Raw genomic sequence first — 19,153 nt, forward strand, 5'->3', positions numbered from 1 at the left:
CGTGTCGTCGGCGCTCAGCCGCGTCCCCGGAACAGGGCACGCACAGCGCCGGGCGCGTGATCCGAGGACCGCCCTCCCGGACGCCGACCACGGCGCCTCCGCAAGCGCCGTACGCGGCCCCGCACCGGCGGCCCCGGGACCTGGCCACGGCCCACCGATGTCCACCCAGACCAGCCAGACCAGTCCAGTTCCCCGACGTGAAAGGCAGGGCAGCCATGACAGCCCCCCGGCCGGACCGCCACGCGAACAGGTCCCTCACCCTCGAAGCGTTCGCCGACACCATCGTCCCGGGCGAGCGGCGTTCCCCCGACGACCGCGCCGTCGCCGGTGCCGCACCCGGTCCCGGCGCCGTAGCGGCCGGCGCCCTCGCGCTCCTCGAAACGCCCGCCACCGGAATCGCCGACTCCCTCGACGAGTACGCCCGCCTGCTCGACGAGCACGCCCGGGCCCACGCCGTCCGGCACACACTGGACCTCGACCCCACCGTGCCCCCGTTCGTCGCCCTCCCGTTCGGCGACCGCACCGCGCTCGTCGCCACGCTCGTCGCCCCCGGCCACCCGGAGCGCGAACTGTGGGTCCTGCTGGCCCTGTTCAGCAACATGGCGTTCGACACCGGGGCCCATCTGCACACCACCGACGCGATCGAGGCCGGGCACCCGGGGCTCAAGGCCCTGGGCTTCGCGGACCCGGACAGCGACGGTCTGTGGAGGTTCCCCGCCTTCTCCTACGGCCGTCCCCTCGCCCGCCTCCACCCCGACACCGCGGCCTCCGGGAGCCTGGCATGAGCACCTCGATCAGCGAGCGCACCGACGTCCTCGTCGTGGGCAGCGGTTTCGGCGGCGCGATCGCCGCCTACCACCTCGCCGCGGGCGGGGCGAAGGTGACGATCCTGGAGCGCGGCCCCTGGCTGGAGTCACGGGAGTTCGACCACGACTTCCTCCTCGGCTCCTCCTACACCCGGATCTTCGACTTCGTGGTCGGCGACGGCATGAGCCTGCTCGGCGGCAACTGCGTCGGCGGCGGCAGCGTGGTGTACTTCGCGGCCATGCCCCGCGCCCCGCGCTTCGTCTTCGAGCGCACCGGCTCGATCGGCCGCCGCATGTGGCCCGCCGCCATCGGCCGGGACTCCCTGGACCCGTGGTACGACGTGGTCAGCGACGCCCTGCCCGTCACCACCCAGGACTGGGGCGACGTCAGCTACGCCGGCGGGCTGTTCGCCGCCGCCTGCGACCACGCCGGCCGTACCGCCAACCCCGTCCCCACCGCCGTCGACAACACCAAGTGCACCAACTGCAACTGGATGATGGCGGGCTGCCGCTTCGACGCCAAGCGGTCACTGCTCCTCAACTACCTGCCGGCGGCCCGCGCGTACGGCGCCGAGATCCGCCCGCTGCACGAGGTGCAGAAGCTCACCCGCACCGACGACGGCGGCTACCGCGTCCACTACACCACCATCGACGACACCGACTACCGCGTGCACACCGGCAGCGGCACCATCGACGCCAAGATCGTGGTGCTGGCCGCGGGTGCCGGGGCGACACCGGTGATCCTCCAGCGCTCCGCGGCCGACCTCGGCACCATGCCGCACGCCGTCGGCCGCTACTTCTCCGGCAACGGCGAACGCCTCAACACCGCGGTCATCGACGAGGACAAGGCCCGGGACCTGCTCGGCCTGGACCGCGGGGACGGCACGGCGTACCTCGCCAACCAGATCGGCAAGGGCCCCGTCGTCGCCAGTTGGGACAACCTCGACGCGAGCCTTCCCGAGCACTCCCGCTACTCGCTGGAACAGCTCTACTTCCCGCCCGGCTTCGGCACGATCCTCGCCCAGGTCCCCGGCCTTCGGCACCCCAGTTGGTTCGGCGCCGAGAAGAAGGAACTCGTCAGCCGGTGGCGCTCCTGGCTCACGATCTTCACGATGGTGGAGGACGACAACGAGGGCGTCTTCGGGCCGCCGCCGCCCGCCGGCAACGCCACGCGCATCTCCCAGCAGATGCTCGGCCGCGGCTCCCTCCACTACCGGCCCAGCGCCAACACCCTGCGGGGCTGGGCGGAATCGGACGCGGCCGTCAAGGACATCCTGGAGCGCGACGGCCTCTCCCGCGTGATGCCGTGGACCAACGACGTCGTCGGTGCCTACACCGTCCACCCCCTCGCCTCCTGCCGCGTCGGTGACGACCCGCACACCTCGGCACTCGACGACCGCCACGAACTCCGCGGCCACCCGGGCATCTTCGTCACCGACGGGTCGGCCGTCCCCGGCGCGCTCACCGTGAACCCCGCGCTCACCATCTCCGCCCTCGCCGAACGCGCGGTCCCCGGCATCGTCGAGGCGGCCCGGCAGCGTGGCGTGACCGTCACGTACGGCGCCCCGACGCCGGACGGTGACGGCTCGGCACACCGCGGCACCCGCCGGCAGCTCCCCTACCTGACGCGTGGTTAGGCCCGTGATCCCGCCCCTCGGCAAGGAGACCGACCGATGACGAACGTGCTCGTGCGCCGGGCGCTGCGCGCGCCCCTGTCGCAGGTACGCCATGTGTCCCCCGTCCCGCCCGCGTCCGCGGACGGGCTGGTGGCCGCGGTGTACGACGCGACGGAGCGCGACTTCGGGCTCCTCGCGCCCCCCATCGCCCTCCACTCACCCGACCCCCGCCTGCTCGCCGCCGCCTGGCTGATGCTCCGCGAGACGCTGGTCGCCACCGGCCGCATGGCGCGCGCGGACAAGGAGGCCGTCGCCACGGCCGTCTCGGCGGCCAACCGCTGCCCGTACTGCGCCGAGGTGCACGGCGCGACGCTCCACGGGCTACTGGCCGGCGGCGCCGGGAGCGGGCGGCCCCGCACCGGGCCGGGCGGCCCCAGCGCCCGGGCGGGCGCGCCGCCCCTTCACGGGGAGGCCCCGGTTCCTGCCGGCCAGGTGCCGGAAGCCGTCGGCGTGGCGGTCGCCTTCCACTATCTCAACCGCGTCGTCAACGTCTTCCTCGGAGAGCCACCGTTCCCGTCCTGGGCGCCGGAACCGGCCCGGCGGGCGAGCCGCCGCATACTGGGCCGGGTTCTGCGGGCGCAGGCCCGCGGGCACCGTGAACCCGGCCGTTCCCTGGACCTGCTGCCCGCGGCCCCGCTCCCCGACGACCTCGCCTGGGCGGCCCCGGTCCCCACCGTGGCCGGGGCGTTCGCCCGCGCCGCCGCCGCGATCGACGGCGCGGCCGACGGCGCCGTACCCGCATCGGTGCGCGGCCTGGTCCGCGACCGTATCGACAAGGGGGGCGGGGCGCCCCAGGGCCTGGGCCTCACCTGGCTCGACGAGGCCCTGGCCCGCCTGCCCCGGGAGGACCGGCCCGCCGGCCGGCTGGCCCTCCTGACGGCCCTCGCCTCGTACCGCGTGGACGAGCGGGCGGTGGCCCCGTTGCGGCGGGCCGGGTACGGGGACGGCGAACTCGTCGCCCTGGTCGCCTGGGGCGCGTTCACCGCCGCGCGCCGGGCCGGGGCCGGCCTCGCCCCGCCCACGGAACAGACCGCGGGCCCCTCCCCCGCCCTCTGAACGGCGACGACCGGCCGAACCACCGTTCACCGCTGCCGGCGACGTCGTGCCGCCCGCACTCCCCCGGTTTTCCCCACCCGCGAGACGGAAGGCCCCGTCATGCCCCCTCACCTCCGCACCGGCACCCGCGCCGACACCACCCGCGGTTTCCAGCGCCCGGTCGCCTTCTGGCTCGGCACCGCGACCTGCACCGCGGGCGTCGTCCTCCACCTGCCGATGTACTTCGGCGCCCGGCACATGCACTACCACCTCGCCGGGATGCGCCCCGACCCCGCGATGATCCTCGGGATGGCGCTGATCGGTGCCGGCCTGGTCGTGACGCTCTACGGACTGCTCCCCCGCCGCGGCCGACAGGTCCAGGAGGCCGCCGCCGGCATCCGCGTCCGCGCCCTGGACGATGCGCCGATCCGCGCCCCCCACGTCCTGCTGCTGATCGTCATGGCGGTCGCGGTGACCATCGACGTCATGAAGCCCACGTCGCTGGCGTTCGTCGCCTCCGGCGCCGCAGAGGAGTACGGGCTGCGCTCCCCCACGCATCCCGACGGCGGCATCAGCGTCGCCTGGCTGCCGCTCTCCGGAATCACCGGAACGGTGCTGGGGTCGTGGATGTGGGGCTGGCTCGGCGACCGCATCGGACGCCGGGCCTCGATCCTGTTCGCCGGAATGCTGTTCGTGACGACCTCCATATGCGGCACCATGCCCAGCTTCACCTGGAACATCGTCATGTGCCTGGTGATGGGGATGGGGGCCGGCGGCATGCTGCCGATCACCTTCACCCTGCTGGCCGAGACCATTCCGGCCCGGCACCGCGGTTGGCTGATGGTCCTGGTCGGAGGCGACATCGCCGGGGCGTACGTCATCACCAGTTGGCTCGCCGCGGAGCTCACACCGACGTTCGGCTGGCGGATTCTGTGGCTGATAGGTCTCCCCACCGGCCTGGTGTTCCTCGCGCTGAACCGGTGGATCCCCGAGTCGCCGCGGTTCCTCCTGGCACGGGGCCGGCAGAAGGAGGCGGAGGCGGTGATGGCCCGGTACGGGGCCGCGGTGGTCCGGGAGAAGAAGAACGCGCCGCGCACCGCCGCCGCGTCCGCCGCGGATTCCCCGCCCGGTTTCCGCACCCTGCTGCGCCGTGGTCTCGTCGGGCCGACGCTGGCGATAACCCTGCTCGGCATCGGGGCCGGCCTGACGACCTACGGGTTCCAGCAATGGGTGCCCACCAACCTGGAGCAGATGGGCTTCTCGAACGTCAACTCGGCGTATGTGGTGCGCAACGCGGCGCTCCTCGGCCTGCCCCTCACCGTCCTGACCGCCTGGATGTACGGAAAGCTCGGCAGCCGTTGGACGCTCATCGCGCTCAGCGCCCTCACGGGCATGACGCTGTTCGGATTCGTCATCGCCGGTGACGCGCTGGCCCACCGCCAGTGGCTGCTGTCGCTGCTGCTGGTCGTCCCGCTGTCCGGGATCAGCTCGGTGGCCGCCGCCGTCATGGGTTACGCGGCGGAGGTCTACCCGACGGTGGTGCGCTCACGCGGCGCGGGGCTGGCCGCCGGGATGACGAAGATCGGAGGCGTGCTGATCCTCGCGCTCACGGTCGCCGCCGCGACCGTGCCCTCCCTCGCCTCGACGGCGCTGATCGGGGCGGTGCCCCTGCTCGCCGCGGCCCTCGCCCTCGTCCGGCTCGCCCCCGAGACGAAGCACCGTGGCCTGGAGGACATCAGCGACACGCTCATGGGCGAGCGCACCGGCTCCTCGGCCACCCCCCGCTGACCGCACCGGAACCACCCGGCCCTCCCGGGAAAGGACGCGCGTATGCTCCTGCTCGACCTGTTCATCCTGTTCTCCGGCATCCTGATCGGCACCGTCGCCCATCTCTCCGTGCCCGTCGCGGTGGCGGCCGGCGCCGCGGTCGGTACGGTCCTGCTCGCCTTCTTCGTCAGGGAACACCGGACGAAGGGATCCCGGCGATGACCGGGCGGACGGCGGGCGGGCACCGGGGCGGCGACGAAGCCGCCGCCTCCTTCATCATGGGCATGACCGGGTTGCTGGTGTTCAACCTCCTGCTGGGCCCCTGCGCCGTGGTACTGGCCTCCGTGGCACTGGCCCGCCGGACCCGCCGATCACTCCTCGCCGGCCTCGGACTCGGCCTCGGCCTCGCCGACCTCGTCGTCCTGGCGGCCTTCAAAGCCATGGACCACACCTTGAGCTGGCACATCGGCTTCTGACCCGGACGCGCCCCGCACCAAGACCGCTCAGCGCGGACGGCACACGGCGCGCGGGCCGCTTCCCGGCTGGGGAAGCGGCCCGCGCGCCGTCCTGCGCCCCGCGCACCGGGCCGGACGGCCCGGTGCGGCTGACGTGCGAATCCGCCCGCCGTCCCGCCCCTTGAGCGACGTCCCCCGTTCATGGTCCGCCCGCCGCTCGGGGGAAAGACGGCGGGCGGACAACCGGCCGATGGGCGCCCGTCCACCGGCAGCGGCCCCCGTTGATGAACAGCCTCGGTGTTCGCGGCCATGGTCGGCAGCGTGTGAACCCACCCGCTTCGGGTGCGGGGCGCACACCCCGTGTGAAGTCGGCGCTCCCGCACGGGCCGTCACGGCGGGTGACTTCACACGGGGTGTGCGCGGCAGACCCGCATATTCGTTCCGCACACGCTCCCGCCGTCCGTGCCGAGGTAGTTGACTGCTGCGCGTATGGACAACGAAGTCCCGCCCGAGAGAGGAAAGAGGAGCGGACCGTGACCGCCCACCCCGAACCCGACCTGGTTGCCACCGACATGGCGGAGTTGAGACGCTGCCTCGATGTGCGGACGGCACGTGTCGACGGCCAACTGGCGCTGCTCGCACAGCGCTCCGAACAGAACGAGCGTGACGCGGGCGACTTGCAGGCCCGCGTCACGCGGTTGGAGCACGGCCGCTGGCCGCTGCCCTCCATCGCCGCACTCACGGGGCTCGCGGCGCTGGCGATCGCCGTATGGCAGGCGATGGGGCACTGAGGCCGGCGGGTCAGCGGCGCACCCCACGCGCCGCGGCCCGGGTCACCCCAGCCGGATGTGATGCAGCAGCAGCAGTGCGGCCGCCATGTTGGCGGCCGGCACCTCCCCTCTCGCGATCATGTCAGGTACCAGTTTCAGGGGGACCCACTCCCGTTTGTCGGACTCGAAGTCGTCCTCGGGATGGCCCACGTACGCGCCTTGGTCGGACCAGAAGATGTGGTGCCGGGCGTCCGTGAGGCCGTTGGACGGCTCCACGGAGAGGAGGTGTTCGAGGGGGCCGGGGCGCCACCCGGTCTCCTCCTCCATCTCCCGGGCGGCCGCGGCGGCGATGTCCTCGCCGTCCTCGACCACCCCCGCGGCAAGCTCCCATCCCCAGGTGTCGGTGATGAAGCGGTGCCGCCACAGCAGCAGCACCTCGTTGGCCTCGTTGACCACTGTGGCCACGGCGACGGGCCGCAACCGGATCAGGAAGTGATCCAGGTGGCGGCCGTCGGGGAGTTCGACATCGGCGAGGTTGACCCGGAACCAGCGGTTCTCGTACACGGTCTGCTCACTGAGATTCTTCCATCGCACGTATGTGCCACCTTCCGCCGTTGGGCTGGCAAGGTGACATGGGCCGGCTTCACAGTGGAACGCGCAGCGCCTCGTCGATCAGATCGGCAGCTTCGTCGGTGGCGGAACCTCCGGTTTCGGCCAGGTGCTCGCGCACCGCCCGCAGCCGGTCCCGTAACCGCTGCGACTCCATTCCCCGCGCCTGTTCGGTCATCTGCGCGGCGTTGGCCACAGCCTGGTCCGCGTCCCCTTGGCGCAGCTCGATATGGGTGAGCATGGCCAGCCGGTGGACCCGGCCCCGGTCGTGCGCGGGGGTGTCGACGGCGGCGTCCGCGTGGGCCCGGGCGGCCCGCAGGTCCCCCAGGCTCAACAGCGCCTCCGCCACTTGGACGTTCACCAGGCCCGGCTGGACGTAATCCGTTTCGTCGGGTTCCTGACCAGGGCGTATGCGCTCGGCCGCCGCCTCCGCACGCCGGATGCAGGAGAGCGCGCTCGCCCCGTCCCCCAGGCGTGCGTACGCCTTGGCCTGCATCGCGTAGAGATCGGCCGCGAGCGCCGGGGTGATCTGCGGCCCCGCCGCCCGCAGAGCCGCCTCCGCGAAGGCGACCGCCTGACGGTACTCCCGTACGAACAGGGACTGGTTGACCAGCAGCGCGATGACATACGCGCCGAGCCCCCGGTCCCCGCTCGCCTTGGCCAGCCGCAGCGCCTGATGGAAGTAGCGCTGCGCCAGCCCGAGGGCGTCCGAGTCGTACGCACAGATTCCCGCGACGGCCACCAGTCCACCGGTGGCCCGGTGGAGCTGACGTCCCGTCGCATCGGTGTAACTGCCCCGCAGCAGCGGCGCCGCCTCGGTGTTGAGGAATCCCACGATCCGCGTTCTCGTCGCGATACCACCCGCCTTCCGGTACATCTGCTCGTAGTGCGTACGCGCCGCGCGGAGCATTTCGATGTCCGCCATGGAGACCCTGGTCAGGCCGTCCCGGGACACGTCGGAGTCCTCGGGCGGGTTCTCCCACTCCCAGACCGGGATGACCGCCGAGGTACCGGTGAGGGCGGGGGCGGACAGCACGTGGGGGCGCTGCTGCTCGTCGGAGCGCCACAGGGCGGTGGCCCGTTCCACGAATCCGGAGAGCGGCGTGTCCGGGGCGCGGCGCACTCCCGGCCGGCTCAGTCCGATGTCGTCGAGCCCCACGGCCCGGTGCAGCCGCTCGCTGAGGACTTCACAGATCAGGTCGGGTACCTGGCCCCGTGGCCGCTGCCCCTTCAACCACCGGGCCACGGCCGTGTGTTCGTAGCGCAGCGCGAGTCCGCGCTGCCGGCCGAGCTGGTTGACGTGGAGCGCCAGCCCGGCGTGCGAGATGCCTGCCTCGTCGAGAATCGCGTCGAGCAGGCTGTTGGGCTCCATGGTGCCCTCCTGACGGGGCCGTCCCGCCCCCGGCCGGGACGGCCACTCGTAGACTTGTCGACTCAACAACCCCTTGAGATCAGCGTAATGAAGCGGCCTTCACACGGGGTGTGAACCGGCCGCGCCCTCCTTCACTCCGCCCGGCCCGCCCGGACACGCCCGCGCGCCAGGGCCGCCGCGTCCGCCTGGGCGGGTACCCGCAGGCGGTCGTTGCACAGCACCAGCAGCGCCACGTCGTCGGACAGCCGTCCGCCGGAGTGCCGCAGCAGCGCGGCCCGTACACCTTCCACGACCGCGGAGGGGCGGCAGTCCCGGACCGACCGGACACTGTCGTCGAGCGCCCGCGGCAGCGGGAAGAACGTCCCGTCGGCGTCCCGCGCGTCCGTCGCCCCGTCCGTGTGCAGGAAGATGGCCTGGCCGGGCAGCAGCGGCGGGCAGTCCGTCACCGGCAGTTCGGCGGGCAGCGGGAAGAGGCCGAGCGGCGGCATCGGTTCACCGGGCGCGTCCGGCAGCGCGCCGCTGCGGCTGAGGCGGTACGGCCAGGGGTGCCCGCAGTTGAGGGTCCGTACGGCACCGTCCCGGTCGATCTCCACCAGCAGCAGCGTCACGAACTCCTCGGACAGCGGGCTCTCCGGCTCCCCGCCGCCCGCCGACGGGTGCTCCGCGCGCGCCCGCTCCCGCAGGTGCCGATGCAGGGCGCGCTCCAGCTTGCGGAGCACCCCGCCCAGCTCCGGCTCGTCGTGGACCGCCTCACGGAAGCTGCCGAGGACGGCGGCGACCGTGCCCATGGCGCCGAGGCCGTGGCCGCGCACATCGCCGATGACGACCCGTACGCCGTGCCGCGTCGCCACGACGTCGTACAGATCACCGCCGACCGTCGCCGCCTCGTCCGCCGCGAGATGGTCGGCGGCGACCACGATGCCGTCCACCCGCGCGGGCGGCGGGCGCAGCAGCACCCGCTGCGCGGCGGTGGCCACTTCCCTCGTACGCTCCAGCTCCCGCAGCAGGCGCAGCCGCCGGCCCGCGGTGAGGTAACTGGCGGCGACGACGACCAGGACGGCACAGCACGTGCCGACGCGGGTGAGGGCGTGGACACCCGGGCCCACCGGCAGCAGCGCGAGCAACGCGCACAGGCCGCCGAGCACCACACACTGCCGCCGGCCGGTGCCGGCGCAGGCTATGGCGGGGGCCGCGGCGAGGAGCTGGAGGAACTGACCGTCCGCGGTGCTGAACAGCTCCCAGATCACCACGGCGAGCACCCACAGACCGGGCAGTACCAAGAAGAAGGCGCGTCGGGCTCGCACGGCCCGCGGTCGGCGCGCTCCGCCCCGCCGCGCCCAGGTTCGGATCATGCCGATGCTCCCCCAGCAACCATCGAGGCGGTCGGCCCGGCTTCCTTGCCCCGCGGCAGACCCTCTGTCTGAGCACGCCGCATCGTCCGATGACGATTCTTGCGACCGCGTGTGGTCAAGCGGACACTTTGCGCTCTGATCTCACTCGAACGGGTGAAGGCGGGAGAACGCACCGGGGCCCGGCGACGAACCGAGGTTCATCACCGGGCCCCGCTGGGTCACCCATGGCGTACGGCGGCCGACGGCGCGTGGATCACGCGCCGCGCAGCACCGCGCCCGTCTTCTCGACCGCGGCCGCGACCGCCGTGTCACGGGCGGCGGAGGCCTCGTCGGCGGTCAGCGTGCGGTCGGGCGCCCGGAAGCGCAGCGCGTAGGCCAGGGACTTCTTGCCCTCGCCCACCTGCTCGCCGGTGAACACGTCGAACAGCCGCAGCGATTCGAGGAGGTCGCCCGCGCCGGAGCGCAGCGCCGCCGCCACGTCCGCCGCCGGGACCGACGCGTCCACGATCAGCGCGACGTCCTGGGTGGCCACCGGGAAGGTGGAGATGCGCGGTGCCTGGACGACACCCTGGCCGGCCCGCTCCAGGCGGTCCAGGTCGATCTCCATCGCGCCGGTGCGCTCCGGCAGGCCGAGCGCCTTGGTGACGCGCGGGTGCAGCTCACCGGCGTTGCCGACGAGCACCTCCTCGCCGTCGATCACGGCCAGCAGCGCCGCGCAGCGGCCCGGGTGGAACGGCGCGTGCTGGTCCTGGCGCACGATCAGCTCCACACCCGCCTCGCGTGCCACGGTGCGGCCCGCCTCGACGGCGTCCGCCCAGGTGGCCGGGCGGCCCTTGCCCCACCAGCCGTCCTGCTCGCGGGCGCCGGCGAACACCACCGCGACCCGGCGCGGCTGCTCGGGCAGCGCGGCGTCGAGCGCGGCGATCTCCTCGTCGCTCGGGCGGCGGTCGACGGGCAGCCGCACGGACGGCTTCTCGTCGCCGGTCGGCCGGAAGACCAGGCCGGTCTCGAAGAGCGCGAGGTCGTGCGAGCCGCGGCCGTCGTTGCGGCGCAGCGCGGTGAGCAGGCCCGGGATCAGCGTCGTACGGAGCAGCGGCTCCTGATCCGAGAGCGGGTTGACCAGCCGCACGGTCCGGCGGCGGGGGTCGTCGTCCTCGATGCCGAGCTGATCGAGCACCGCCTCGCCGATGAACGGGTAGTTCAGCGCCTCGACGTAACCGGCGCCGGCCAGCGCGCGGCCGACCCGGCGGTGCAGCCGCTGACGCTCGGTCAGGCCCCGCCCGGCGGGCGGCTTCGGCAGCGTGGCGGGCAGGTTCTCGTAGCCCTCCAGGCGGATGACCTCTTCGGCCAGGTCGTTCGGGTCGGTCAGGTCGGGCCGCCAGGACGGCACCGTCACGACCAGCTCGTCCTGGCCGTACACATCGCAGCCCACCTGCTGAAGACGGCGGACGACGGTCTCGCGGCCGTACGCGACGCCCGCGACGCGGTCCGGGTGGTCCGCGCGCACGGTGATCGTGCGCGGCCCGCTCGGCGAGACGACCTCGGTGACGCCGGCCTCGGCGGTGCCGCCCGCGAGCAGCACCAGCAGGTCGACGGTGCGCTGCGCCGCGGCGGACGCGGCCTGCGGGTCCACGCCGCGCTCGAAGCGCTTGGACGCCTCGGAGGTCAGCCGGTGACGGCGGGCCGTACGGGCGATGGAGACCGCGTCGAAGTGCGCGGCCTCGATCACGACCTCGGTGGTGCCGTTGACCACGCCGGTCTCCGGGTCGATGGGGGCACCTCCCACGCCTGAAGCAGTGGGGGACGCGTCGGCGATCTCGGTGTTGGCGCCGCCCATGACGCCCGCGAGGCCGATGGGGCCGCGGTTGTCGGTGATGACGAGGTCGCCGGCGTCCAGGACGCGCTCGACGCCGTCCAGGGTCGTCAGCTTCTCGCCGGGCTCCGCGCGGCGCACGCCGATGGTGCCGTCCACGCGGGTGCGGTCGTAGGCGTGCAGCGGCTGGCCGAGCTCCAGCATCACGTAGTTGGTGACGTCCACGGCGAGCGAGATCGGGCGCATGCCGGCCTTCTGCAGACGGCGCTGGAGCCAGATCGGGGAGCGCGCCTCCGGGTCGAGGCCGACGACCGTACGGGCCGTGAAGCGGTCGCAGCCCATCGGGTCGGCGACCTTGACCGGGTAGCCGTAGGAGTTCGGCGGCGGCACGTCCAGCAGCGCGGGGTCTCGCAGCGGCAGGCCGTAGGCGATGGCGGCCTCGCGGGCGATGCCGCGCAGGGACAGGCAGTCACCGCGGTTGGCGGTGACGGCGATGTCCAGGACCTCGTCGACGAGCTGGAGCAGCTCGATGGCGTCGGTGCCGGGCTCGTACTCCGGCGGCAGCACGATGATGCCGCCGCTCCCGTCATCACCCATGCCCAGCTCGTCGCCCGAGCAGATCATGCCGTGCGAGACCTTGCCGTACGTCTTGCGTGCGGCGATCTTGAAGTCGCCGGGCAGGGTGGCGCCGGGGAGCACCACGACGACCTTGTCGCCGACCGCGAAGTTACGGGCGCCGCAGACGATCTCCTGCGGCTCGCCGGTACCGTTGGCCTGGCCGACGTCGACCGTGCAGAAGCGGATCGGCTTCTTGAAGCCCTCCAGCTCCTCGATGGTCAGGACCTTGCCGACGACCAAGGGGCCCTTGAGGCCGGCGCCGAGCTGCTCGACGGTCTCGACCTCAAGACCGGTGGCGACGAGTTTGGCCTGTACGTCACGGCCGGACTCACCGGCCGGCAGGTCGACGTATTCCCGCAGCCAAGAAAGCGGGACCCGCATCAGATCTCCATCCCGAAAGGCCGGGTGAACCGGACGTCACCCTCGACCATGTCTCGCATGTCCTCGACGTTGTGGCGGAACATCAGCATCCGTTCGATGCCGAACCCGAAGGCGAATCCGCTGTACTTCTCCGGGTCGACGCCGCAGGCCACCAGCACCCGCGGGTTGACCATGCCGCAGCCGCCCAGCTCGATCCAGCCCTCGCTGGAGCAGGTGCGGCACGGGCGCTCCGGGTCGCCGACGGAGGCCCCGCGGCAGACGTAGCACACCATGTCCATCTCGGCGGACGGCTCGGTGAACGGGAAGTAGTTCGGCCGCAGCCGGGTCTGCATCCCCTCGCCGAAGAGCGCCACGACCATGTGGTCCAGGGTGCCCTTGAGGTCCGCCATGGTCAGGCCCTCATCGATGGCGAGCAGCTCGACCTGCGAGAACACCGGGGTGTGAGTGGCGTCCAGCTCGTCGGTGCGGTAGACGCGGCCGGGGCAGACCACATAGAGCGGCGGCTCCCGGTCGAGCATCGACCGGATCTGCACGGGCGAGGTGTGGGTGCGCAGCACCACACCGGTCTGGTCGGTCCCCGTCGCGGTGTTCTCGACGAAGAACGTGTCGTGGGTCGTGCGGGCCGGGTGGTCCGGCGAGAGGTTCAGGGCGTCGAAGTTCAGCCACTCCGACTCGACCTCGGGGCCCTCGGCGACCTCGTAGCCCATGGCCACGAAGACGTCCTCGATCCGCTCGGACAGGGTGGTGAGCGGGTGCCGGGCGCCCGGCCGGCCGCGGTCGTACGGCAGCGTGACGTCCACCGCCTCCTCGACCAGCACCCGGGCGTCGCGCTCCGCCTCCAGCTCCTCCTGGCGCTTCTTGAGCGCCTGGCCGACCTGGCCGCGGGCCTGGCCGACGCGCTTGCCGGCCTCGGCCTTGGCCTGCGGCGGCAGCGCGCCGATCTCGCGGTTGGCCAGCGCCAGCGGCGAGGTGCCGCCGGTCTGCGCGACCTTCACCTCGTGCAGCTCCTGGAGGTCACCGGCGGCGGCGATGGCGGCGAGCGCCTCGTCCCGCATGCGGGCGATCTCTTCCGGTTTCAGGGCCTCGACCTCGACAGGGTCGTACGACTTATTGGGTGCGGACATCTCTTCCCGTGCTTCCGATGGGCTTGGCGCGCGGCTTGCCCCCGACGTGTGCAGTGCCAAAGGTGCCAAAGGTGCAGTCTACGGGGCAGGGCGGCCGCGCCTCATCCGAGCCCCGGCGGGGGTGGGCCCGCCGGACGCCGCTCAGGCCATGAAGGCCGGGGCCCCGACGGGCAGGGTAAATCGGAACAGGGCGCCGCCGGCGGGCGCGCGGCCGACCGTGATCGTGCCGCCGTGGGCCTCGACGATGCCCTTGACGATGTAGAGGCCCAGGCCGGTGCCGCCGCGCTTGCTGCCCCGCCAGAAGCGGGTGAAGACGCGGCTCATCGACTCCTCGGGGATACCGGGGCCCTCGTCGCTCACGGTGACGCTCGTCCCTTCCGCTCCAAAGCCGCCCGGTGCCGGCCCCACCTCGATGGTGACGGTTCCCTCACCGTGGCGCACCGCGTTTTCCAGCAGGTTGCCCAGCACCTGGTCGACCTTGTCCGGGTCCGCCCACAGATCGGGCAGCGGCCCGACCATCCTGATCAGGAAGCGGTCGGGGAGCTGCCCCGCCGTGGTCTGCGCCTGGACGTGCCGACGGACGGCGGAGACCATGTCCACCCGCTGGCGGCGCACCTCCAGGCGGCCCGAGTCGATGCGGGAGATGTCCAGCAGCTCGGCGATGAGCCGGGTGACGCGGTTGGCGTCCGCGTCCACGGTCTCCAGCATCAGGCGCTTCTGGTCGTCGGTGAAGCGCTCCCACTTCTGCAGCAGGGTGGCGGTGAAGCCCTTCACCGAGGTGAGCGGCGAGCGCAGCTCGTGGGCGACGGTGGCGATCAGCTCGGCGTGGCTCAGCTCGGTGCGGCGCCGGGCCTCCGTGCCGCGCAGCGCGACGACCAGCCGCCGGACGGGGCCGGTGGGGTGGCTGCGTACGTACCGCGCGGAGACCAGTACCTCGCGGCCGCCGAGCAGCAGGTTGCGCTCCGGCTGGCCGCTGCGGATCGCCAGGCCCCCGTACGGGTCGGTGAGCTGCCACCAGCGGCGGCCCTCGATGTCCTGGAGCGGCAGCGCCTTCTCCAGCGGGCGGCCCAGCGCGTCGTGCGGGTCGATGGCGGTGATCCGGGCCGCGGCGGCGTTGAAGCAGACGACCCGGCCCGTCTCGTCGGCGACGACCAGACCGTCGGGCAGATCGTCCGGTTCGAGCCCGGCCCCGAGGAGGCCGGGGGCCATCGGGCCGCGCGCGGAACCGGCGTCCGGACAGGTGTCGGCGGCGACAGTCGTACCGGTTGCCCTCGTACTCATCCCCGCAACCCCCTTCCCGGTCCCCCGGGCACGCAACCCTACTAGCCGCGGGAGCCGGAGCGGCACCCTCCGGTGGTGCGCTGGGCGCGGGCCGAGGCGTAGAGGCAGACGGCGGCGGCGGTGGCCAGGTTGAGGCTCTCGGCCTTGCCGTGGATGGGGACGCGCACCACGGCGTCCGCCAGGGCGCGGGTCTCCTCCGGCAGGCCCCACGCCTCGTTGCCGAACACCCAGGCCGTCGGGCCGCTCATGGTGCCCGCGTCCAGCTCGGCGTCGAGGTCGTCGGCGCCCGCGCCGTCGGCCGCCACGATGCGTACGCCGGCCTCCCGCAGCCCGCCGACGACCTGGTCGACCGGTACGCCCACGGCCACCGGGAGGTGGAAGAGCGAACCGACCGAGGCGCGTACCGACTTGGGGTTGTACAGGTCCACGGAGGCGTCGGTCAGCACGACCGCGTCGGCACCCGCGGCGTCCGCGCAGCGCAGCACCGTACCGGCGTTGCCGGGGTCGCGGACGTTGGCGAGCACCGCGACCAGCTTCGGCCGGGCGGCCAGGATCTCCTCGAAGGGCGAGTCCAGGAACCGGCAGACGCCGATCAGGCCCTGCGGGGTGACCGTCTGGGAGAGTTCGGCGATGGTCGCGTCGTCGGTGAGGCGGACCGGCACGTCGGCAGCCCGTACCGCGGCGACGATGTCCGCGTGCCGCTCGGCGGCCTCCGGGGTGGCGAACAGCTCGACGAGCGTGCGCTCGCCGCCGGAGCGGTGCTCGACGGCTTCGCGTACGGCCTGCGGGCCCTCGGCGATGAACCGGCGCTCCTTGCCGCGGAAGTTGCGGCGGGCCAGCCGCCGGGCGGCGGCGACGCGTGCGGAACGCGGGGAGATCAACTCGGGGGTGCCCATGGGCGGCGGCTCACTTCTTCGGATGGGTGGGGCGTGCGGAAGAGCGACGGACCCGCAGGCCGGGGCCTGCGGGTCCGTGACAAACGTGCCTCAGGCCGTGGTTCAGGCGGCCTTCGGGGCGTTGACGTCGCTCGGCAGCGCCTTCTGGGCCACCTCGACCAGCGCGGCGAACGCGTTGGAGTCGTTGACCGCGAGCTCGGCCAGCATCTTGCGGTCCACCTCGATGTTGGCGGCCTTCAGACCCTGGATGAGGCGGTTGTACGTCATGCCGTTGGCGCGGGCAGCGGCGTTGATGCGCTGGATCCAGAGCTGCCGGAAGTCGCCCTTGCGCTTCTTGCGGTCGTTGTAGTTGTAGACGAGGGAGTGGGTGACCTGCTCCTTCGCCTTGCGGTAGAGGCGGGAACGCTGGCCGCGGTAGCCGCTGGCCTGCTCGAGGATCGCCCGGCGCTTCTTGTGGGCGTTGACTGCCCGCTTGACGCGTGCCACTTGTTAACTCCTTGTAGCGGGGCCGTGGTTGTCGTCACACGGCCCGAATCGATTGGGTCCCGGTCCAGGTCCTGTGCCGCGCCGTACGGCGGGCGGGCAGGACTTACTTGCCGAGAAGCTTCTTGATCTTCGCGGCGTCGCCCGGGGCCATCTCGGCGTTGCCAGTGAGGCGACGCGTCACGCGGGACGACTTGTGCTCGAGCAGGTGGCGCTTGCCGGCGCGCTCCCGCATCACCTTGCCGGAGCCGGTGATCTTGAAGCGCTTGCTGGCACCGCTGTGCGTCTTGTTCTTCGGCATGCGCCGTTCTCTCCTCTTGGATGGCGCCCCCACCGGTCCGGGGACCGGCGCCCGGGGGCGTCAGATGTATCGGTTGCTGTCCGGGGCGACCCCCGGCGCAATCCGGGGCTCGCGCCCTGGATCACGCCTCGGCGGGCTCCTCGACGTCCTGCTCCGGGGCAGGACCCTGGCGCTCCGCCTTGCGGGCGGCCTGCGCCTCGCGGGCCTCGGCCATCGCCTCGGTCTTCTTCTTGTGCGGACCGAGGACCATGATCATGTTTCGGCCGTCCTGCTTGGGGTTCGACTCGATGAACCCGAGGTCCTGGACGTCCTCCGCGAGCCGCTGGAGCAGTCGGAAGCCCAGCTCGGGGCGGGACTGCTCGCGACCACGGAACATGATCGTGATCTTGACCTTGTCACCCTGCTTGAGGAACCGGACGACGTGACCCTTTTTGGTGTCGTAGTCGTGCGGGTCGATCTTCGGCCGGAGCTTCATCTCCTTGATGACCGTGTGCGCCTGGTTCTTGCGCGCCTCACGGGCCTTCATGGCCGACTCGTACTTGAACTTTCCGTAGTCCATGAGCTTGCAGACCGGCGGACGGGCGTTCGCCGCCACCTCGACCAGGTCGAGGTCGTACTCCTGCGCAAGCTCCAGGGCCTTGGCAAGCGGCACAATGCCGACCTGCTCGCCACTGGGACCGACGAGTCGCACCTCAGGGACGCGAATCCGGTCGTTGATGCGGGGCTCGGCGCTGATGGATCCTCCTCGGTAGCACCACGCGACGGCCTGGCGGACTGCCGCGTAACGTCTGTTTCGATGTGACCAACCGCGCCGGAACACGAAAAACGCCCCGGACGGGACACAGGCGGGGCTCCTCAATGGATCGGGAGCACCGCCGCGATGTCATCGCGGGGCGCAGCCAGACCGTTGACCCGCCGACCGTGAGGTCGGTTCGGGTGGGAGATCGGAGCCTCCACTTGTGGGTCGGGTACATGAGTACTCGACCGGTCGGACTCCCAGAGTACACGAGCCGAGGGGCGGGCCCCACCCGTGGGCGGGGCGGCCATAAGGTTGAGCCGACCCCTGAGCAGGAAGTGAAGCACGCAACCATGAGTGACCAGACCCCGCAGCAGCCCGGACCGGCGGACCCGGCCGCCCCCGCCGCCCCCGCGAACCCGGACTTCGACGCCATGACCCGCGACATCGCGGACGTACCGGCGGTCGAGGTGATCACCACGGTCGCCGTGCACCTGATGTCCTCGGCGGCGGTCAACCTCGGGCTCGCCGAGGAAGGCGCCCAGCACAAGGACCTGGACGAGGCGCGCAAGCTCATCCAGGCGCTGGCCGGGCTGGTCACGGCCAGCGCGACCGAGATCGGCTCGTACCACGCCGCGCCGCTGCGGGACGGGCTGAAGTCCCTCCAGCTCGCCTTCCGCGAGGCGTCGCTGGTGCCGGACGAGCCGGGGCAGGGGCCCGGGGAGAAGTTCACGGGGCCGGTGTACGGGTAGCCCGTACCCCGCCCGGCGGACCACGGTGACCGTGGCCGGCCGGGCGGGTGCGCCCACGGCGCGCGCGAGGGGCCGCTCCCGGCTGGTGTGCCGGGAGCGGCCCCCTCTGTACGCAGGGCCGGGTGTACCAGGGGCCGGGCGGCGCCGTCACGCGGCGGAGCGCTCGTCCGCGACCAGCGTGGGTTCGTTCGGCGGGTGGGTGACCTGGTGGACCAGCGCGGCCAGCGCACCGCCGATCAGCGGCGCCACGATGAACAGCCACAGTTGTGACAGCGCGCCGCCACCCGCGAACAGGGCCGGGCCGATGCTGCGGGCCGGGTTCACCGACGTACCGGTCAGCGGGATGCCGATCAGATGCACGGTCGCCAGCGCCAGGCCGATCGGCAGGCCGTCGAAGCCGACCACCGCCACCCGGTGCGTGACGGCGAGCACCACGAACACCAGCAGGAACGTCAGCACGATCTCGGCCACGAAGGCGCCGCCGAGGTTGATGTGCACGGCCGAGCGGTCGCCCCACCCGTTGGACCCGAAGGCCTCGTCGGTCTTCAGCCCCGGCACCTGTTTGGCGACCAGCAACAGCAGCGCCGCGCCGATGATGCCGCCCAGGAGCTGGGCGATCCAGTACTCGATCGCCGTACGGGGGGTGATGCGGCGGGCCAGCAACATGCCGAGGGTCACCGCGGGGTTGACGTGACTGCCCGAGATCGGGCCGATCGCGTACGCCAGGGCCAACAGGGTGAAGCCGAATGCCAGGGCGATGCCGAAGGTTCCGATGTACTCGCCGGCCAGCACCGCGGAGCCGACGGCGAAGAACACCAGGAGCAGCGTCCCGAGGAACTCGGATACGACCGTGCGGGTCTCCGTTGTCGTCTCCATGGGGCCTCCTCGTGCGGATCTTGCTCTCTCCTTCGCATTGTGAGGCCCGT

Annotated in this window: 19 protein-coding genes; 8 read left to right on the top strand and 11 right to left on the bottom strand. The window is 72.5% G+C overall.

Annotation, left to right across the window (positions count from 1 at the left end; all coding sequences use genetic code 11):
* Nucleotides 1-215: 215 nt before the first annotated feature.
* From ACH4EB_RS12370 to ACH4EB_RS12400, 7 genes are all read left to right on the top strand, one after another.
* Nucleotides 216-785, top strand: coding sequence for a DUF5987 family protein (locus ACH4EB_RS12370; protein ID WP_398347360.1), 570 nt, complete (start codon nt 216-218; stop codon nt 783-785).
* Nucleotides 782-2,443 carry an FAD-dependent oxidoreductase gene (locus ACH4EB_RS12375; RefSeq protein WP_398347361.1) on the top strand — a complete coding sequence of 554 codons (1,662 nt, stop codon included), beginning with the start codon at nt 782-784 and terminating at the stop codon, nt 2,441-2,443. Before ACH4EB_RS12370 ends, ACH4EB_RS12375 begins: the two co-directional genes overlap by 4 nt.
* A 36-nt stretch (nt 2,444-2,479) precedes the next feature.
* Complete coding sequence (locus ACH4EB_RS12380; RefSeq protein WP_398347362.1) at nt 2,480-3,538, top strand: carboxymuconolactone decarboxylase family protein; 1,059 nt, start codon at nt 2,480-2,482, stop codon at nt 3,536-3,538.
* A gap of 99 nt (nt 3,539-3,637) precedes the next feature.
* Complete coding sequence (locus ACH4EB_RS12385; protein WP_398347363.1) at nt 3,638-5,305, top strand: MFS transporter; 1,668 nt, start codon at nt 3,638-3,640, stop codon at nt 5,303-5,305.
* Between the two features lie 42 nt (nt 5,306-5,347).
* Nucleotides 5,348-5,506, top strand: a complete 159-nt coding sequence (locus ACH4EB_RS12390) for a hypothetical protein (RefSeq protein WP_398347365.1) — start codon at nt 5,348-5,350, stop codon at nt 5,504-5,506.
* A complete protein-coding gene (locus ACH4EB_RS12395; protein ID WP_398347366.1) occupies nt 5,503-5,760 on the top strand; it encodes a DUF4190 domain-containing protein in 258 nt (85 codons plus the stop codon). Before ACH4EB_RS12390 ends, ACH4EB_RS12395 begins: the two co-directional genes overlap by 4 nt.
* 512 nt (nt 5,761-6,272) lie before the next feature.
* Nucleotides 6,273-6,530: a hypothetical protein gene (locus ACH4EB_RS12400; protein ID WP_398347367.1), complete on the top strand. Its 258-nt coding sequence runs from the start codon at nt 6,273-6,275 to the stop codon at nt 6,528-6,530.
* A 42-nt stretch (nt 6,531-6,572) separates the two neighbouring features.
* Here ACH4EB_RS12400 and ACH4EB_RS12405 read toward each other — a convergent pair whose 3' ends face one another.
* The 10 genes from ACH4EB_RS12405 to infC all read right to left on the bottom strand — a co-directional run bounded on the left by ACH4EB_RS12405 (nt 6,573) and on the right by infC (nt 17,475).
* Nucleotides 6,573-7,103, bottom strand: coding sequence for an NUDIX domain-containing protein (locus ACH4EB_RS12405; RefSeq protein ID WP_030017683.1), 531 nt, complete (start codon nt 7,101-7,103; stop codon nt 6,573-6,575).
* A gap of 49 nt (nt 7,104-7,152) precedes the next feature.
* Nucleotides 7,153-8,490, bottom strand: a complete 1,338-nt coding sequence (locus ACH4EB_RS12410) for a transcriptional regulator (RefSeq protein WP_398347369.1) — start codon at nt 8,488-8,490, stop codon at nt 7,153-7,155.
* Nucleotides 8,491-8,621: 131 nt separating this feature from the next.
* Nucleotides 8,622-9,842 carry a PP2C family protein-serine/threonine phosphatase gene (locus ACH4EB_RS12415; protein WP_398347370.1) on the bottom strand — a complete coding sequence of 407 codons (1,221 nt, stop codon included), beginning with the start codon at nt 9,840-9,842 and terminating at the stop codon, nt 8,622-8,624.
* A gap of 253 nt (nt 9,843-10,095) precedes the next feature.
* Nucleotides 10,096-12,654, bottom strand: a complete 2,559-nt coding sequence (gene pheT / locus ACH4EB_RS12420) for a phenylalanine--tRNA ligase subunit beta (RefSeq protein ID WP_398347371.1) — start codon at nt 12,652-12,654, stop codon at nt 10,096-10,098.
* Entirely contained in the window at nt 12,654-13,778 is a 1,125-nt protein-coding gene (gene pheS / locus ACH4EB_RS12425; protein ID WP_398347373.1) for a phenylalanine--tRNA ligase subunit alpha, read from the bottom strand. The genes pheT and pheS overlap by 1 nt, the downstream gene beginning before the upstream one ends.
* Before the next feature lie 141 nt (nt 13,779-13,919).
* On the bottom strand, nt 13,920-15,059 hold the full coding sequence (locus tag ACH4EB_RS12430; protein ID WP_398347374.1) for an ATP-binding protein: 1,140 nt from the start codon (nt 15,057-15,059) through the stop codon (nt 13,920-13,922).
* A 41-nt stretch (nt 15,060-15,100) separates the two neighbouring features.
* On the bottom strand, nt 15,101-15,955 hold the full coding sequence (locus ACH4EB_RS12435) for a TrmH family RNA methyltransferase (RefSeq protein ID WP_398347375.1): 855 nt from the start codon (nt 15,953-15,955) through the stop codon (nt 15,101-15,103).
* A gap of 102 nt (nt 15,956-16,057) precedes the next feature.
* Nucleotides 16,058-16,441, bottom strand: coding sequence for a 50S ribosomal protein L20 (gene rplT, locus ACH4EB_RS12440; protein ID WP_360135368.1), 384 nt, complete (start codon nt 16,439-16,441; stop codon nt 16,058-16,060).
* Between the two features lie 103 nt (nt 16,442-16,544).
* On the bottom strand, nt 16,545-16,739 hold the full coding sequence (gene rpmI, locus ACH4EB_RS12445) for a 50S ribosomal protein L35 (protein WP_361161105.1): 195 nt from the start codon (nt 16,737-16,739) through the stop codon (nt 16,545-16,547).
* A 121-nt stretch (nt 16,740-16,860) separates the two neighbouring features.
* Complete coding sequence (gene infC, locus ACH4EB_RS12450) at nt 16,861-17,475, bottom strand: translation initiation factor IF-3 (RefSeq protein ID WP_125049771.1); 615 nt, start codon at nt 17,473-17,475, stop codon at nt 16,861-16,863.
* A gap of 353 nt (nt 17,476-17,828) precedes the next feature.
* On the opposite strand from infC, the gene ACH4EB_RS12455 reads away from it, so the two are divergent.
* A complete protein-coding gene (locus ACH4EB_RS12455; protein ID WP_398347376.1) occupies nt 17,829-18,227 on the top strand; it encodes a DUF1844 domain-containing protein in 399 nt (132 codons plus the stop codon).
* Between the two features lie 147 nt (nt 18,228-18,374).
* Here ACH4EB_RS12455 and ACH4EB_RS12460 read toward each other — a convergent pair whose 3' ends face one another.
* The gene (locus ACH4EB_RS12460; protein ID WP_398347378.1) at nt 18,375-19,103 is read right to left on the bottom strand and encodes an MIP family channel protein; all 729 of its coding nucleotides are present in this window, start codon (nt 19,101-19,103) and stop codon (nt 18,375-18,377) included.
* Between the last annotated feature and the right edge of the window lie 50 nt (nt 19,104-19,153).

This window comes from Streptomyces sp. NPDC018045, assembly GCF_044327445.1.
Taxonomy (GTDB): Bacteria; Actinomycetota; Actinomycetes; order Streptomycetales; family Streptomycetaceae; genus Streptomyces.

What these genes read in the sequence shown, in the direction of transcription:
- ACH4EB_RS12370 (WP_398347360.1), top strand. Translation starts at nt 216, where the DNA reads ATGACAGCCCCCCGGCCGGACCGCCACGCGAACAGGTCCCTCACCCTC.
- ACH4EB_RS12375 (WP_398347361.1), top strand. Translation starts at nt 782, where the DNA reads ATGAGCACCTCGATCAGCGAGCGCACCGACGTCCTCGTCGTGGGCAGC.
- ACH4EB_RS12380 (WP_398347362.1), top strand. Translation starts at nt 2,480, where the DNA reads ATGACGAACGTGCTCGTGCGCCGGGCGCTGCGCGCGCCCCTGTCGCAG.
- ACH4EB_RS12385 (WP_398347363.1), top strand. Translation starts at nt 3,638, where the DNA reads ATGCCCCCTCACCTCCGCACCGGCACCCGCGCCGACACCACCCGCGGT.
- ACH4EB_RS12390 (WP_398347365.1), top strand. Translation starts at nt 5,348, where the DNA reads ATGCTCCTGCTCGACCTGTTCATCCTGTTCTCCGGCATCCTGATCGGC.
- ACH4EB_RS12395 (WP_398347366.1), top strand. Translation starts at nt 5,503, where the DNA reads ATGACCGGGCGGACGGCGGGCGGGCACCGGGGCGGCGACGAAGCCGCC.
- ACH4EB_RS12410 (WP_398347369.1), bottom strand. Translation starts at nt 8,490, where the DNA reads ATGGAGCCCAACAGCCTGCTCGACGCGATTCTCGACGAGGCAGGCATC.
- ACH4EB_RS12415 (WP_398347370.1), bottom strand. Translation starts at nt 9,842, where the DNA reads ATGATCCGAACCTGGGCGCGGCGGGGCGGAGCGCGCCGACCGCGGGCC.
- pheT (WP_398347371.1), bottom strand. Translation starts at nt 12,654, where the DNA reads ATGCGGGTCCCGCTTTCTTGGCTGCGGGAATACGTCGACCTGCCGGCC.
- pheS (WP_398347373.1), bottom strand. Translation starts at nt 13,778, where the DNA reads ATGTCCGCACCCAATAAGTCGTACGACCCTGTCGAGGTCGAGGCCCTG.
- ACH4EB_RS12430 (WP_398347374.1), bottom strand. Translation starts at nt 15,059, where the DNA reads ATGAGTACGAGGGCAACCGGTACGACTGTCGCCGCCGACACCTGTCCG.
- ACH4EB_RS12435 (WP_398347375.1), bottom strand. Translation starts at nt 15,955, where the DNA reads ATGGGCACCCCCGAGTTGATCTCCCCGCGTTCCGCACGCGTCGCCGCC.
- rpmI (WP_361161105.1), bottom strand. Translation starts at nt 16,739, where the DNA reads ATGCCGAAGAACAAGACGCACAGCGGTGCCAGCAAGCGCTTCAAGATC.
- ACH4EB_RS12455 (WP_398347376.1), top strand. Translation starts at nt 17,829, where the DNA reads ATGAGTGACCAGACCCCGCAGCAGCCCGGACCGGCGGACCCGGCCGCC.
- ACH4EB_RS12460 (WP_398347378.1), bottom strand. Translation starts at nt 19,103, where the DNA reads ATGGAGACGACAACGGAGACCCGCACGGTCGTATCCGAGTTCCTCGGG.